This window comes from Streptomyces sp. NPDC002888 (assembly GCF_042888465.1).
Lineage (GTDB): Bacteria > Actinomycetota > Actinomycetes > Streptomycetales > Streptomycetaceae > Streptomyces.
Window position 1 is genome coordinate 1 of record NZ_JBIAPU010000023.1, and the last position, 14016, is coordinate 14016.

14 protein-coding genes and 2 tRNA genes are annotated in these 14016 nt (G+C 70.4%); 5 read left to right on the plus strand and 11 right to left on the minus strand.

The genetic code is table 11. The annotated features are described in order from the left end of the window. Window positions 1–117: 117 nt before the first annotated feature. From ACFYWX_RS32115 to ACFYWX_RS32145, 7 genes are all read right to left on the minus strand, one after another. A complete protein-coding gene (locus ACFYWX_RS32115) occupies window positions 118–2310 on the minus strand; it encodes an ArnT family glycosyltransferase (RefSeq protein ID WP_389428120.1) in 2193 nt (730 codons plus the stop codon). After that, window positions 2307–3809, minus strand: coding sequence for a glycosyltransferase (locus ACFYWX_RS32120; RefSeq protein WP_389428122.1), 1503 nt, complete (start codon window positions 3807–3809; stop codon window positions 2307–2309). The genes ACFYWX_RS32115 and ACFYWX_RS32120 overlap by 4 nt, the downstream gene beginning before the upstream one ends. 14 nt (window positions 3810–3823) lie before the next feature. Beyond that, window positions 3824–5467: a sensor histidine kinase gene (locus ACFYWX_RS32125; RefSeq protein ID WP_389428124.1), complete on the minus strand. Its 1644-nt coding sequence runs from the start codon at window positions 5465–5467 to the stop codon at window positions 3824–3826. After that, entirely contained in the window at window positions 5464–6204 is a 741-nt protein-coding gene (locus tag ACFYWX_RS32130) for a response regulator transcription factor (RefSeq protein ID WP_389428126.1), read from the minus strand. Before ACFYWX_RS32130 ends, ACFYWX_RS32125 begins: the two co-directional genes overlap by 4 nt. A gap of 133 nt (window positions 6205–6337) precedes the next feature. After that, window positions 6338–6613: a hypothetical protein gene (locus tag ACFYWX_RS32135; RefSeq protein WP_389428128.1), complete on the minus strand. Its 276-nt coding sequence runs from the start codon at window positions 6611–6613 to the stop codon at window positions 6338–6340. 22 nt (window positions 6614–6635) lie between these two features. Continuing rightward, on the minus strand, window positions 6636–7517 hold the full coding sequence (locus tag ACFYWX_RS32140) for a DUF2797 domain-containing protein (protein WP_389428130.1): 882 nt from the start codon (window positions 7515–7517) through the stop codon (window positions 6636–6638). 48 nt (window positions 7518–7565) lie between these two features. Further along, window positions 7566–7952: an HGxxPAAW family protein gene (locus ACFYWX_RS32145; protein WP_389428132.1), complete on the minus strand. Its 387-nt coding sequence runs from the start codon at window positions 7950–7952 to the stop codon at window positions 7566–7568. Window positions 7953–8037: 85 nt separating this feature from the next. Here ACFYWX_RS32145 and ACFYWX_RS32150 point away from each other — a divergent pair, with 85 nt between their 5' ends. Both ACFYWX_RS32150 and ACFYWX_RS32155 read left to right on the plus strand, forming a co-directional pair. Next, window positions 8038–8517, plus strand: a complete 480-nt coding sequence (locus ACFYWX_RS32150; protein WP_389428134.1) for a MarR family winged helix-turn-helix transcriptional regulator — start codon at window positions 8038–8040, stop codon at window positions 8515–8517. 321 nt (window positions 8518–8838) lie between these two features. After that, window positions 8839–9759 carry a DMT family transporter gene (locus tag ACFYWX_RS32155; RefSeq protein WP_389428136.1) on the plus strand — a complete coding sequence of 307 codons (921 nt, stop codon included), beginning with the start codon at window positions 8839–8841 and terminating at the stop codon, window positions 9757–9759. A gap of 139 nt (window positions 9760–9898) precedes the next feature. On the opposite strand, the gene ACFYWX_RS32160 is transcribed toward ACFYWX_RS32155, so the two are convergent. Further along, entirely contained in the window at window positions 9899–10087 is a 189-nt protein-coding gene (locus ACFYWX_RS32160) for a hypothetical protein (protein WP_389428138.1), read from the minus strand. A 416-nt stretch (window positions 10088–10503) separates the two neighbouring features. Between ACFYWX_RS32160 and ACFYWX_RS32165 the strand changes: the two genes are divergently transcribed. After that, window positions 10504–10944, plus strand: a complete 441-nt coding sequence (locus ACFYWX_RS32165) for a hypothetical protein (RefSeq protein WP_389428140.1) — start codon at window positions 10504–10506, stop codon at window positions 10942–10944. A gap of 181 nt (window positions 10945–11125) precedes the next feature. Further along, window positions 11126–11698 (plus strand): dihydrofolate reductase family protein, encoded by a 573-nt coding sequence (locus tag ACFYWX_RS32170; RefSeq protein WP_389428142.1) that lies wholly within the window; start codon window positions 11126–11128, stop codon window positions 11696–11698. A 126-nt stretch (window positions 11699–11824) separates the two neighbouring features. Here ACFYWX_RS32170 and ACFYWX_RS32175 read toward each other — a convergent pair whose 3' ends face one another. The 3 genes from ACFYWX_RS32175 to ACFYWX_RS32185 all read right to left on the minus strand — a co-directional run bounded on the left by ACFYWX_RS32175 (window position 11825) and on the right by ACFYWX_RS32185 (window position 13081). Continuing rightward, on the minus strand, window positions 11825–12562 hold the full coding sequence (locus tag ACFYWX_RS32175) for a VOC family protein (RefSeq protein WP_389428144.1): 738 nt from the start codon (window positions 12560–12562) through the stop codon (window positions 11825–11827). Between the two features lie 152 nt (window positions 12563–12714). Then, a tRNA-Arg gene (locus ACFYWX_RS32180) sits at window positions 12715–12787 on the minus strand. A gap of 203 nt (window positions 12788–12990) precedes the next feature. Further along, window positions 12991–13081, minus strand: a tRNA-Ser gene (locus ACFYWX_RS32185). Window positions 13082–13251: 170 nt separating this feature from the next. On the opposite strand from ACFYWX_RS32185, the gene ACFYWX_RS32190 reads away from it, so the two are divergent. Continuing rightward, window positions 13252–13752: an SSI family serine proteinase inhibitor gene (locus tag ACFYWX_RS32190; protein WP_389428146.1), complete on the plus strand. Its 501-nt coding sequence runs from the start codon at window positions 13252–13254 to the stop codon at window positions 13750–13752. Window positions 13753–14016 lie beyond the last annotated feature (264 nt).

Below are 14016 nucleotides of genomic sequence, written 5' to 3' on the forward strand. Positions count from 1 at the left end.
ACCCCCACACCCCCCCCCCCGCCCGCCCCCCCCCCCCCCGCCCGCGCCGCCCCCCCCCCCCCCCCCCCCCCCCCCCCCCCCCCCCCCCCCCCCCCTTCCTCTTGTTCGGACGGAGCGTCAGCTCGCCTGCTTCGTCAGGTCGTAGAAGGTGGCCGAACCGACCGTGACCTGCTTGAAGTTCTCCTCCACCCACGAGGTGATCTGCGAGGAGGTGCCGGAGCTACTGCTGCCGCCGCCCATGCCGCCGCCGGCGATGAAGTAGTGGATCTTGCCTTCCTCCACCAGCTTCTTGAACTCGGCCAGCGTCGGCGACGGGTCCGTGCCGTTGAAGCCGCCGATGGCCATCACCGGCTCACCGGTGGACAGCTGGTAGCTCGCGGCGTTCTGCGCGCCGATGGCCGCGGCAACCCAGGTGTACTGGTCGGAGTCGGTCTCCAGCAGCTTCTTCGCCTCGGAGGTGACGGACGCGCCGTTGAGCAGGCCGCCGGCACCGCCTCCGCCACCCATGCCGCCGCCGTCACCGCCGGTCTGGCCACCGGGCGCACCGCCCTGCTGGTTCTGGCCCTGGCCCTGCGTGCCGCCGTTGCCGTTCTGCTGGTTCTGGCCCGGCATGCCGCCGCCGGGGAAGCCGTTGCCCTGCTGGTTCTGCTGGCCCTGCTGGTTCTGACCCTGCTGACCCTGCTGACCAGGCATGCCGCCGCCCGCGCCGCCCCGCAAGCCGCCACCGCCGCCGGGACCGCCCCGGCCGCCGCCCATCATGCTCGCGCCCGCCGGACCGGCCGTGACGATGGAGCCGGTGTGGCCCTCCTGGAGCGTGCTGAGGGTGTACGCGGTCGGTCCGGCCAGCGCGGCCACGACACTCACGGACGCCGCCGCGAGGGCCAGTTGCCGGGTCACCCGGCCCGCGAAGACCAGGCCGAGCGCGCCGACCAGGCCGCCGATCAGGACCAGCCACTTCAGCCAGGGCAGGTAGTCGGGGGTGCGGTTGAGCAGGACGTAGCTCCAGGACACCGCCGCCACGACCGAGGCCGCGAGAGTGATCGACGCCCAGAACTCGGTGCGCTTCTCCCACAGGATCCCGGCGCCCATGCCGATCACGGCCGCCATGTAGGGGGCGAGGGCCACGGTGTAGTACTGGTGGAAGATGCCCGCCATGTAGCTGAAGACGACCATGGTCATCAGCAGCGAGCCGCCCCAGACCAGGAACGAACTGCGGGTCACCGACGTGCGCCGGGCCTTGCGCGTGGCCACCAGGCCCGCCACGAGCAGCACCAGCGCGGCCGGCAGCAGCCAGGAGATCTGGCCGCCGATCTCGGAGTTGAACATCCGGTCCCAGCCGGTCTCGCCCCACTGCCCGGTGCCGCCCCCGCCACCGCCGCCGCCGACACTGCCGGTCTCCTCGCCGTTGAGCCGGCCGAGCCCGTTGTAGCCGAAGGTCAGCTCCAGGAAGGAGTTGTTCTGCGAGCCGCCGATGTACGGGCGGGAGGAGGCGGGCCACAGCTCGACGATCGCGACCCACCAGCCGCCGGAGACGACCAGGGCGACCGTGGCCAGGGCCAGCTGTCCGAAACGCTTCTTCAGGTTCACCGGCGCGCAGACCGCGTACACGATCGCCAGCGGCGGCAGGATCAGGAAGGCCTGGAGTGTCTTCGCGAGGAACGCGAAGCCGATGGCGACACCGGCCCACACCAGCCACTTCGTGCGGCCGTCCTCGAGGGCGCGGACGACCAGGTAGCAGGCGGCCGCCATCAGCAGCGCCAGCATCGCGTCCGGGTTGTTGAAGCGGAACATCAGCGCCGCGACGGGGGTGAGCGCGAGCACCGCGCCCGCGATCAGACCGGCCTCGGGGCTGAACCGGCGGCGGACGGCCGCGTAGACCACGGCCACCGTGCCGACGCCCATGAGGACCTCGGGGGCGAGGATCGCCCCCGAGCTCAGGCCGAAGATCCTGACCGACAGCTCCATCGGCCACAGCGAGGCCGGGGGCTTGTCGACGGTGATGGCGTTGGCCGCGTCCAGCGAGCCGAAGAAGAAGGCCTTCCAGCTCTGGCTGCCGGCCTGGACGGCCGCGGAGTAGAAGGAGTTGGCGTAGCCGGATGCGCTGAGGTTGTAGAGGTAGAGCAGGCAGGTCGCCAGCAGCAGGCCGAGGAAGGCGGGGCGTACCCAGCGGGGGTCCTCGGGCCGGCCGCGCCAGAGTCTGCGGGCGAGGGGCTGCTTGGGCTCACCGGAGTCCGGGGCGGGCGGGGGCGCCTGGGGTGGGGGAGCCGTGTCCGGTGTGGGGACGGTCGTCTGGTCGTAGTGGATGGTCATCGGGAGTCCCCCGTGTCGGTGTCGTGGGGACGCAGCGGCTGCAAGCGCATGGTGGCGTCCCTCCAGGAGCCGTCCGCGGCTTCACCGGCGCGGAACTCGGTCGTTTCGTAGGTGCTGCCGTACGCGGTGTGCGTCACCGGACGCTGCGGCAGCGGCCGGTACAGGCCCTGCTGCGGGATCGCGCCCACCGTCGCGTACGTCGACGAGGACGGGTTGGACGGGTGGTGCGCGGCGACCGCGGTCGGGGGCTCGGCGCCCTCCCGGCGGTCCGGGAAGACCCACGCGCGGAAGAGCAGGAAGCGCAGGACCGTCGCCGCGAGGTTGGCGGCGATGAGGACCGCCAGCTCGGTGGAGTGCGCCGGGTCGGACGTCGCCGCGCCCAGGGCGAGGAGCGAGCCGCTCGTCAGGGCGAGTCCGATACCGAAGACGACCAGGCCCTGCGCCTGGTGGCGTACGGCGCCGCCCCGGCCGCGCACCCCGAAGGTCAGGCGCCGGTTGGCGGCGGTGTTGGCGACGGCCGAGACGAGCAGTGCGAGCGCGTTGGCGATCTGCGAGCCGCCGAACTGGCGGAAGACGCTGTAGAGCAGCAGGTAGAAGAGGGTGGACAGGCCGCCGACGACGCAGAACCCGACGAGCTGGCGGGCCAGGCCCTTCGGCACGTCCTGGATGTCGCGGTCGCGGGGGTCGTCGCCGAACGGGCGGGTGATCCGGTCCAGCGGCAGCGAACCGGTGGCGAGGGCCTTGCCCACGCGCCACACGCCCTTGAGGTCGTCCGTCGCCGTCTTCACGATGTGTACGGTCGAGTTCGGGTCGTCGACCCAGTCGACCGGCACCTCGTGGATCCGCAGCCCCGCGCGCTCGGCGAGCACCAGCATCTCGGTGTCGAAGAACCACCCGGTGTCCTCGACCAGCGGCAGCAGCACCTGGGCGACGTCCCTGCGGATCGCCTTGAAGCCGCACTGCGCGTCCGAGAAGCGGGCCTGCAGCGAGCCGCGCAGGATCAGGTTGTACGCCCGGCTGATGAACTCCCGCTTGGGCCCGCGGACCACGCGGGAGCTACGGGCGAGCCGGGAGCCGATCGCCAGGTCCGAGTGGCCGGAGATCAGCGGCGCCACCAGCGGCAGCAGCGCGTTGAGGTCGGTGGAGAGGTCCACGTCCATGTAGGCGAGGATCGGCGCGTCCGAGGCGGACCAGACGGTCCGCAGGGCCCGGCCGCGGCCCTTCTGCTCCAGGCGGAAGGACCTCACCTCCGCGTGCTGTGCCTCGAGCCGTGCCGCCACCTGGGGCGTGGTGTCCGTCGACGCGTTGTCCGCGACCGTGATGCGGAACGGGTACGGGAACGTGCGCTTCAGGTGGCCGTGCAGTCTGAGGACGCACGGCTCGAGGTCCTTCTCCTCGTTGTAGACGGGGATCACTACGTCCAGGACAGGCGTACCGGCTGCCGCGGCCGGGAGGTGCTCCCGCGCCGGCAGGTTGCCGGGAGAAGAGTCGGTTCGCATACGAACGACTCTGGTCAGGCGCCCTGTTCCACCCATGTGGTGGTGCTGTGCTGTGCCTGTGTATCCAGTTGCCAGTTCGTTTCCGGCGACGGCTGCGGCACGGCGGGGCCGAGCGCGGGCAGGTGCACCGTGAACACGGTCTGCCCGGGCACGCTGTCGACGGTCACGGCACCGCCGTGCGCGGTCGCCACGGCCTGCACGATGGCGAGGCCCAGCCCGGTCGAGCCGGTGGCGCGCGAGCGCGCGGAGTCGCCGCGCGCGAACCGTTCGAAGACATGCGGGAGCAGGTCCTGCGGGATGCCCTGACCGTTGTCCTCGACGTCCACGCACATCCAGGGGCCGCGCCGCTGGACCCGTGCGGTGACGGTCGTACCGGGCGGTGTGTGCTTGCGGGCGTTGCCCAGCAGGTTGACCAGCACCTGCTGGATCCGGGCGGCGTCAGCGGAGACGAGGGCCGGTTCGTCGGGCAGGTCGAGGCGCCAGTTGTGGTCCATGCCGGCCGCGCGGGAGTCGCTGATGGTGTCCACGACGAGCGGTACGAGGTCCGTCTGCTCGAACTGGAGGGGCCGCCCGGCGTCGAGGCGCGCGAGCAGCAGCAGATCCTCGACGAGGAGAGTCATACGGCCGGCCTCGGACTCGATGCGCCCGAGGGCGTGCCGGGTGTCCGGCCCGACCTCCTCTCTGCCGCGTCTGGTGAGCTCGGCGTACCCGCGGATGGAGGCGAGCGGGGTGCGCAGCTCGTGGCTGGCGTCCGCGACGAACTGCCGTACCCGCATCTCGCTCTGCTGCCGTGAGTGCAGCGCGCCGTGCACATGGTTCAGCATCCGGTTGAGCGCGGCGCCCACCTGTCCGACCTCGGTGTGCGGGTCGGTCTCGGAGTCGGGCACCCGCTCGCTGAGGTTGACCTCGCCGGTGTGCAGGGGCAGTTCGGAGACCCGGGTGGCGGTGGCGGCGACCCTGCGGAGGGGGCGGGTGGCGACTCCGACGAGGACGTAGCCGGCGATGACGGCGGCACCGAGACCGGCGGCGGTGACGCTGAGCTCCACGAGGATCAGGGTGTTGACGGTGCTGTTGGCGTCGTCGGTGGGGAGGGCGACGTAGTACGAGTCGCTGCCGTCCAGGCTGGAGACGTACGTGACGCGGTACTCCCCGATGCCCGGAACGTCCAAGGAGTGGGCCTTGCGGTCCTTCGCCACGGAGGCGAGGGCCGCCTTCTGCGCCGCGTTGAGGCTGCCGGCCCTCATGTCCTTGAAGGCGCCGTTGCTGTCCTTCTCCTGTTCCGCGATGGCGGCACTGGCGATCTTGCCGCTCTGCACGTACGCGGCGATGGTCTTGGGCTGCGTCGGCCCCTGCGTGACGAACTTCGCGGCCTTGGCGCTCGCCGGGGTGTTGTCGTTCGCGCCGGCAGGCGGGATCTTGTCGTCGCCGTTGGGCGGCTTCTTGCCGTCCATGCGGCCGCCCACCGCGCGCATGGAGGTCTCGCGCAGCTTGCCGTCCAGCTGTTCGTACAGATGCGACCGCAGCGCCAGCGTCGTCACCGTGCCGATCACCGCACACACCACGGCGATCAGCACCACGGACGCGACGACGAGCCGGGAGCGCAGGGTGCGCGGCTTGCCTGCTCGCCTCTGCGGGCGCGGCCGTCGTCGTCCGCTCATGAGACGGCGGGCTTGATCAGGTAACCGGCGCCGCGCCGGGTGTGGATCATCGGCTCGCGTCCCGCGTCGATCTTCCGGCGCAGGTACGAGATGTAGAGCTCGACCACGTTGGCCTGCCCGCCGAAGTCGTACGACCACACCCGGTCGAGGATCTGCGCCTTGCTGAGCACGCGCCGCGGGTTGCGCATGAGGAAGCGCAGCAGCTCGAACTCGGTGGCGGTGAGGTGGATGTTGTCCCCGGCCCGCGACACCTCGTGGCTGTCCTCGTCGAGGGTGAGGTCGCCGACGACCAGCATGGAGTCGGAGCGGCGGTCGGCGGCACCGGAGCGCCGGATGAGCCCGCGCAGCCGGGCGACGACCTCTTCGAGGGAGAACGGCTTGGTGACGTAGTCGTCACCGCCGGCCGTCAGACCCGCGATCCGGTCCTCGACAGCGTCCTTGGCCGTCAGGAACAGGACCGGCACGTCGGGCAGCTCGCGCCGCAGCCGCCCCAGGACGGCCAGCCCGTCCATGTCGGGCAGCATCATGTCCAGGACGACGGCATCGGGCCGGAACTCGCGCGCGGTCTGTATCGCGCCCGTCCCGTCACCCGCGCTCCGGATCTGCCATCCCTCATAGCGCAGGGCCATGGACAGCAGTTCGGTGATCGACAGCTCGTCGTCCACCACAAGCACTCGGACGGGGCTCCCGTCCGGCCTCAGCAGTTCGGTGCGCCCCTGGGGCGAGGTCGTGGTCATAGCGGACACCTTGTCGGGGTCCTCTGAGAGCACCCTTTCCAGAGTCTGTGATTTCCCTGAGAAACTCACAGGCACCTCTCAGGGAACGCCTGGGAACTCCTGGGAAGTCCTCACGTCACGTTGATCTTCCTGGTCACCGCAGCGGCCCCCGCTCGTCCACGTGAAAGGTGGGCGCCCCGCGGACCCACCGCCCCGGCGCCGGCCGCACCGCCGGAGGCCGTCGGCGCCGGGGCGGCAACGCGAACAAAGTGAAGTCGTCCCGCTCCTGCATCCGGACGGTGTGGGCGAGCGGCGCCACCCCGTGCGGCAGGACGAACCCGACCGGAGCGGCATTGCGCAGGGCGGCGGCCGCACCGCCGCGCGACTGCTTCGTCCAGGACGTACGCACCCACTGCACGGTGACATCCATGACGGCCACTCCCTTCTCCTCGTCAGAACAGCCCGTCCTGCAGATGCCCGGCGCCCTTGAACTCCCGCACCGGCACGCTGACTTGGTTGTCGGCGACCGGAACCAGCTCCCACCCCCTCATCAACCGCGTGTCGAGCACCACCGTCCCGCCTCCGAAGGCATCGGTGCCGAGATGCAGATCGGGCCCGGCGGCCGCCAGCAGTTCACCGCTCACCACCCCACCGGCGACCAGCTCGGCCACCTCGCCCACGGCCGGGGGTACCCCACCGAGCCCGAACGCCCTGACGTGGTCCACCGCCTGGAAGGGCTCCCGGGCGAGTGACTCGGGCCAGCCGCCGAGCGCCACCGCCCGCGCGTGCAACTCGGCGATCTCGGCAGCCCGTTCTTCTCCGGTGGGCGGCAGCGCTGACCGCACCGCCCGCTTCGCGGCGTACGGAATCCGGTCGGCCACGCCCAGCGCCGCACGCAGCAGCTCCTCGGTGCGCCGGGAGGCCATCAGGGGGCCCGTGCCGAGCCAGCTGAAACAGACGGCGCCCTGTTCGAGCAGCCGCGCCGGGCCCCGCTCCTGGGCCGTGATCCCGACCTTGACCATGCCGGGCCCGAACCAGGCCAGGTACACCCGGTAGGTCCGAGGATCGTCCGCGATCGTGTCGGCGGCAACGGAATGCGCCCGGTCCAGCCGCGCACACTCCTCGCACCGCACCCCCGTACTCCGCCCCGGCACCCCCGCCCGCACCGGACACGGATGCCCCCGCGCACCCACACACGTCCGCACACCCCCCTCGACGACCCCGAAGGCCACCCGCTTCCCCCAGGACAGCGGACTGACCCGCCCCCCGTCCCACACCAGCACGGGACCCTCCGCAGCCCACCGCAGCCCCGAGCACTTCCACGCCTGTCCCATTGCCGTCGAGAGTAGAGGCCGCCACTGACAACGCGGCAGGAGCGAGGCTCAGCGAACGCTCTCGGCGACTGTCGCCTCAGGGCTCGCCGTCACCGTGGCCGGGGCCGTGGCCATGGGGACAGTCGTGTCGGTCGTACGGCGCCCCCGCCCCGCCAGCCGACACCCGAGGCACTCCCCGTGCCCGCCCCGAGCCCGCGCGTCCCGCACCCGCATCCCCCACTGCTCCCTGGGCCGGACGCCCGGTGGTTTGCCCCACCCGGCGAGATGGAGACCCCAGGTGACCAGGAGAGCGAGGACCACGATCGCCAGCCCACCGCCCACCAGAGGAACGGAGACCCGACACACCCCCAGCCCCGCCACGGAGGACCCGGCGGTCGCGATGCCGAACCCGGTCCATCCTGCGACCGTGTGCCCCTCGTCGTACTGTGCGCTCACGTGCCTGCCCGCCCCTCTTCCTCGATTCCTCTCACCATCTAAGAATTTAGCAAGACAAACATCTCACGAACTAAGGGAAACAGCAATGCAAGCGGAGCCGCGCCCGCCCGCCACCCCCGCGGCGGCGATGACGGCGATGGACCACCTCATCGCGAACCACCTGATCGCCCAACAGGAGATCGCCCAGCGGCTGGGCCTGAACGTCACCGACCTCACCTGCTTCGCCTTCGTCCTGGAGGCCGGCGAGAACCTCCTGACCGCCGGCGACCTCGCGGAACGGGCCAACGTCACGACGGGCGCGGTGACCGGCATCCTCAACCGCCTGGAACGCGCGGGCTACGTCACCCGCCGCCCCGACCCGACCGACCGCCGCCGCGTCCGCGTGGCCGCCGAGCCGGAGGCGGTAGCCCGCGCGTACGAGCTCTACGAGCCGCACTACACCCGCCTCGCCGCCCTCTTCGCCGAGTACTCCCCCGACGAACTCGCCCTCCTGACCGACTGGTTCACCCGCACGCTCGCGCTGTCACGGCAGTCTTTGGAGGAGCTGCGCGGGAGGGAGGGGTGAGCGGGTGGGCAAGTGGACTGGTGATGGGCGGTGTTGGGCGGTGATGGACGGCTCCGGGGCGGAAAAGGAGCTGCTCAGCACTCCCCGGTCCGCCTACTGTGGCCGCCATGCACCCGAACCGGCTCCGGATCATCTGCCCACCGCCCCGCTTCTGAGCGGGGTGTTGACGGGCCCGGCCGAGCAACCATCATGGCCGCGGCCCGGGTTTGGCGTGCGAAAAGTGTGTCCTGACCCGTCGCTGATCAGTCACTGATCCGTCGCTGATCCCTTGGCGCCCCGCTCCGACGTTGCCTTCATCCACGTCGAAGTCGGAGCCCTTCCATGCTCACGCACAGCTCACCCACGCCTGCCCGCTCCAAGCGGCCGGGCACCGCCACCGCCCTGCTCGTCCTGGCCGGAGTCCTCTGGGGCACCGGCGGCCTGGCCGGCTCGCTGCTCGCCTCGTCGGCCGGACTCCAACCCGCCGCCGTCGCCGCCTACCGCCTGCTGACGGGCGGAGCGCTCATCACCGCGTACGCCGCGGTCACGGGACGCCTGAACTCCGTGCCACGCACCCGTCCGACGGTGATCCGTATCGCCACGTCCGGCCTCCTGCTGGCCCTCTTCCAGGCGGCCTACTTCGCGGCCGTACGGGCCACTTCAGTGGGCCTGGCGGCGCTGACGACCATGGTCGCCGTCCCGGTCCTGGTGACGACCGGTTCCGCCGTGCTGGACCGCCGCATGCCCACCCCACGCGCGACGGCGTCGATCCTGATCGCGGTCGGCGGCCTGGTCCTGCTCCTCGACTCCCCCAGCACCTCCGTGGCCGACCGAACCACGGGAACAGCCCTGTCCCTCCTGGCCGCCGCCGGCTTCGCCACCCTCACCCTGACCCACCGCACCCCGCTCCCCGCCCACGACCAGACCACCACAACGGGCCTCAGCTTCCTCGCGGGCGGCCTCCTCCTGCTCCCCGTGGGCCTGGCGACCGGCATGACCCTCCACCCCCGCCCGGACACCCTCGCCGCACTGGCCTTCCTGGCCCTCTTCCCCACGGCCATCGCCTACACCACCTACTTCGCCGCCCTCCACCGCACCACCCCCACCGCCGGCGTCATCGCCATCCTCCTGGAACCCCTCACGGCCACCGCCCTGTCGGTCCTCCTCCGACACGAACCCCTGACGGCCGTCCAGACCCTGGGCGCGACCCTGGTCCTGACGTCGATCGCCCTCCATCAGACGGCCGACAAGACTGACGGATAGCACCGGAACGACGACATCCCGAGGTCGTGGACGGCCACCCCGGCAACGACACGGAGGGGGAGGGCCCCGTACCGGATCACATCACTCCAGTACGGGGCCCTCCGCCGCCTCACGGCGGCGATGGCGGCCATGGCGGCCGTCACCGTGTGGCGCACCCCCGGTTCATGACCGGCGCCGCCGAGAGGCAGGCCGATCCCGGGGGGGCGCTGCGCTCCTTCCGCGGGCGGCTGCTCGCGCCGCGGTTGCTCACCGACGAGGAGTTGCGCTCGGTGAAGGTGCCGCGGTCGCTCACCGACGAGGAGTTGCGCTCGGTGAAGGTGCCAGTCATGGTGCTGCTCGGGGGCGCCAGCCCGTCCACGGACCCCGGCCGCGCGCAGGCGAGGGCTCGGGAATTCCTGACGGACGTGCGGTCGGAGATCGTCCCCGGGTGGGTCACGCGATGCCGGCGAAGGTGCTCAACGACCGGGTGCCCGCGTTCCTGCGCGACGTGGAGGCACACACCTGAGGCGGCGCCGCGCAACGCGACCACGCAACCCGACACAGAGTTGAACATGTTCAAAAAAGGTGCCAGCATGACAGGAGCGTGATCGGCACACGGTGAATCGCAGTCGCCTTGGGTGCTGCGCTTCCGGGGAGGGGAGGGCCGTGCTGACCCATTCATCCACCCGCGCCAGAGGGCGGCACGCGGTGTTCGCCGCCTGTCCGCTCGCACTCGCACTCGCGCTCACGGGGTGCAATCCCCATATGTATGACGACGTGCCCGCGCTGCATGACGCGAAGCCGGCAGAAGTAGCGGGGTCATGGCTCTGCTACGACCGGACGAGGGTTGTCTTCCGGCCTGACGGGAAGGCCGACATCCGGCTCCTGGATGGACAGGAATGGGACTTCGACGACAGGTGGCGCCTGTCAGGCACGGGAACCTGGAAGCTGACCGACAAGCGGACCGGATGGAACGACGGCCAGCACGTCCAACTGACGCTCACCTCACGCACCTCGGTGGCGACTCGCGCGCCGGAGCCGAACGAGCCGCCCGACCCGCCGACGAACCTCCCTCAGGCACCCAAGACCTACACATGGACCTTCGAGCTGCGGCGCGACGACAAGGAAGCGCTCGGGCTCTACTTCTTCTTCAGCGACCCGGACTCGCGCAGCACATACGTCCTGCAGAGAGAAACCGACTCCTGAGATTGGATGTCGAGCGGCTGTTCCCGCTCTGGGGGCTGCCCATGCGGCTCACCGCCAACGCGCGGACGACCTGACGGCTCGAAAAATCTCCTGGAAATCTCCGCCCGACTGCGATGAGTTCCGTCGGCGCGCCCAGTCTGACCATGTGCAGCAACGAGACACGAGACACGGAGGAACTTCGATGCGCACCTTGATCAGCACTGCGTTCATCTCGCTCGACGGCGTTGTGGAAGCCCCGGGCGGTGAGCCCGGTTACCGGAACTCCGGGTGGACCTTCAAAAACATCGATTTTCTCCCCGAGGCGTTCGACATCAAGGGCCGTGAGCAGAAGGAAGCCACCGCGATGTTGCTGGGCCGCGTCAGCTACGAGGCGTTCAGCCCGGTGTGGCCCGACATGGAAGATTTCGCCGACTACAAGCTGATGCCGAAGTACGTCGTCTCCACCACTCTCACTGAGGACGACCTGGTGTCGGACTGGGGCGAGACCACGATCCTGCGCTCGCTCGACGACGTCGCCGCGCTGAAGAAGACCGAGGGCGGCCCGATCATCGTCCACGGCAGCGCCGCCCTGAACCAGAGCCTTTCGGACGCCGGCCTGATCGACCGTTACCACCTGCTCGTCTTCCCGCTTCTGCTCGGGGCGGGCAAGCGTCTGTTCAGCGCCACGGACAAGGACACCCAGAAGCTGAAGCTCGTCGAGCACGATGTCTATGCCAACGGCCTGCAGAAGAACGTCTTCGACGTCGTCCGCTGACAACACTCCCGCAACCACCCGGCAGCCAAGGTGATCGAAGGCCGCGGGCGACGCCTGGCAGGGAGCCGGCCACAGCCTTCACCACCAGGAACGGCACCCCGACCTGCGGTAGCTCAAGGCTCCGCGTCAGCCCGGAGCGAGGACGTCGAACTCGTGCCCCTCCGGGTCGACGAGACACGTCCACGACACGTCGCCCTGGCCGAGGTCGATGTCGGTGGCTCCGAGGGCCCGCAGCCGGGCCACCTCCGCCGCTTGATCGTCACCGGGGTAGGGCCGGAGGTCGAGATGGACGCGGTTCTTCACGGTCTTGGCGTCGGGTGTGCGGAGGAGCTTGAGATACGGGCCGACACCCTTGGCGGAGCGCAGCATCGCATGATCGTCGGTGACCTCGTGCAGGGTCCAGTCCATCGCCTCGTCCCAGAACCGGGCCATGGCCCGCGGATCGGTGCAGTCGGCCACGACCGCGGCGATCGGCCCGGTGTCGCGGTAGATCTCCCGAGGCTCGGCCACGCAGAACTCGTTGCCTTCCGGGTCGGCCAGGACCGTCCACGGGACGTCGCCCTGGCCCACGTCGACGGGCGTCGCGCCGAGCTCCTTCAGGCGCGCGACCAGGTCCGCCTGATGGGCCGCGGACGTGGTGGCGAGGTCGATGTGTACGCGGTTCTTCACCGTCTTGGGTTCCGGGACGGCAATGATGTCGATGCAGACGGCGACAGGGTCGGGATAGGCGAAGCCCTCGGGTTCGAGGTTGGTCACGCCAGGTTCCTCGATGGCGGTACTCCAGCCGAGTGCCTCCGCCCAGAACCGGCCGAGCGCGGAGTCGTCCCGAGCGTTCATCGCGATCTGAACAAGTCGCATTGTCATGCCCGCGATCCTATGTACGCCGCCCTGCAGTGACATGCGCAGGCACTGTCGCCGACTGAAGTGCTCAGTCACAGGCGGTTGCCGTCGAACACGGCCGTCAAGACAAACACCAGAGGCCCTGTGGATCTCTCCACAGGGCCTCTGGTCTGCTGTGCACTCGGCAGGATTCGAACCTGCAACCTTCTGATCCGTAGTCAGATGCTCTATCCGTTAAGCTACGAGTGCTTGTTTTTTTCTGTTTTTTGTCGCCGTTCCCGGCCCTTCCGGCCCGCTCTCGGCGACAGGAAGAACATTACATGACTGCCCTCGACATGTGAAATCCGTTTGGCGTAGCCGTTGTGACCTGCGGAAACGCCTGCGGAGGGTGCTGAGCGACCTTGGGGACGACGAAGCCCCGGTCACGGGGACCGGGGCTTCGGGTGATCGCGCGGAGGCGGAGGGATTTGAACCCTCGATGGGCTTTAAGACCCAAACCGCATTAGCAGTGCGGCGCCATAGACCGGACTAGGCGACGCCTCCAGCACAGCCGCTCACGCGAGCGCGAGTGGTGCGTGCAGATGATGACACAGTCGAGCGGCGTGTCACCAATCGGCCTCTACGGTACTAGGCAGGCGGGGCGGGAGGCAAAGCCTTTGGCCCTGGTGGGGCGGCGGGCGCAACGTCGCCGGGGGTGGGGCGTTAGTCAGGTCATGTCGCAGGTCACCTCCGGCGGGCTCCGTCGGCTCGTCGTCACCGCCGCCGCCTCCCTCGCCGCCGTCGCCTCGCTCCCCGCCGGCCCTTCCTCGGCCGCCGCCCCCTCCTCCTCGGCCGCGACTCCCGCCACCGCCATCCCCTCCGCCGTAGCGGGCTCCGCCTCCCCTCGCGGCGATCACCTCACCGTCACCGTGCGGGACGCGGGCGACGGTCAGGACGGGACGTACGAGCTGCGCTGCCACCCGGATGGGGGTAGTCACCCGCAGGTGGGCGGGGCCTGCCGGGCGGTGGACCGCAACACGCGATGGGGGAGGGACACCTTCGCGCCCGTGCCGGAGGGGGAGATCTGCACCATGCGGTACGGCGGGCCGGCCACCGCGCACGTCACCGGGACCTGGGCCGGGCGCCCGGTCGACGCGACGTACGACCGCAGCAACGGATGCCAGATCGCGCGCTGGGACCGGTTCGTTCCTCTTTTGCCCGACATGGGCTCATGAGGGGCGTACGAGTCACGAGTGCCGCATGAGTAGGCGTGTGCCGACTGTTCCGTAAAGGTCGGGCGAAGGTCCTGCGGAGCCAAGGCTACCGGGAAGGTCGCGGGGAGTTTCCGGTCCGGGCGCAGTCGTGGCCGGTCACGGGTTACCGACGGTGCGCGGTCGGGGGCGGTCGCACCCTCCCGCTCACACGTTCTACGTCACTGCATGGTGCGAGCTCCCTCGCATCCGGCGTCGCGACCGCAACCGCAACCCTTAGACTCCCTC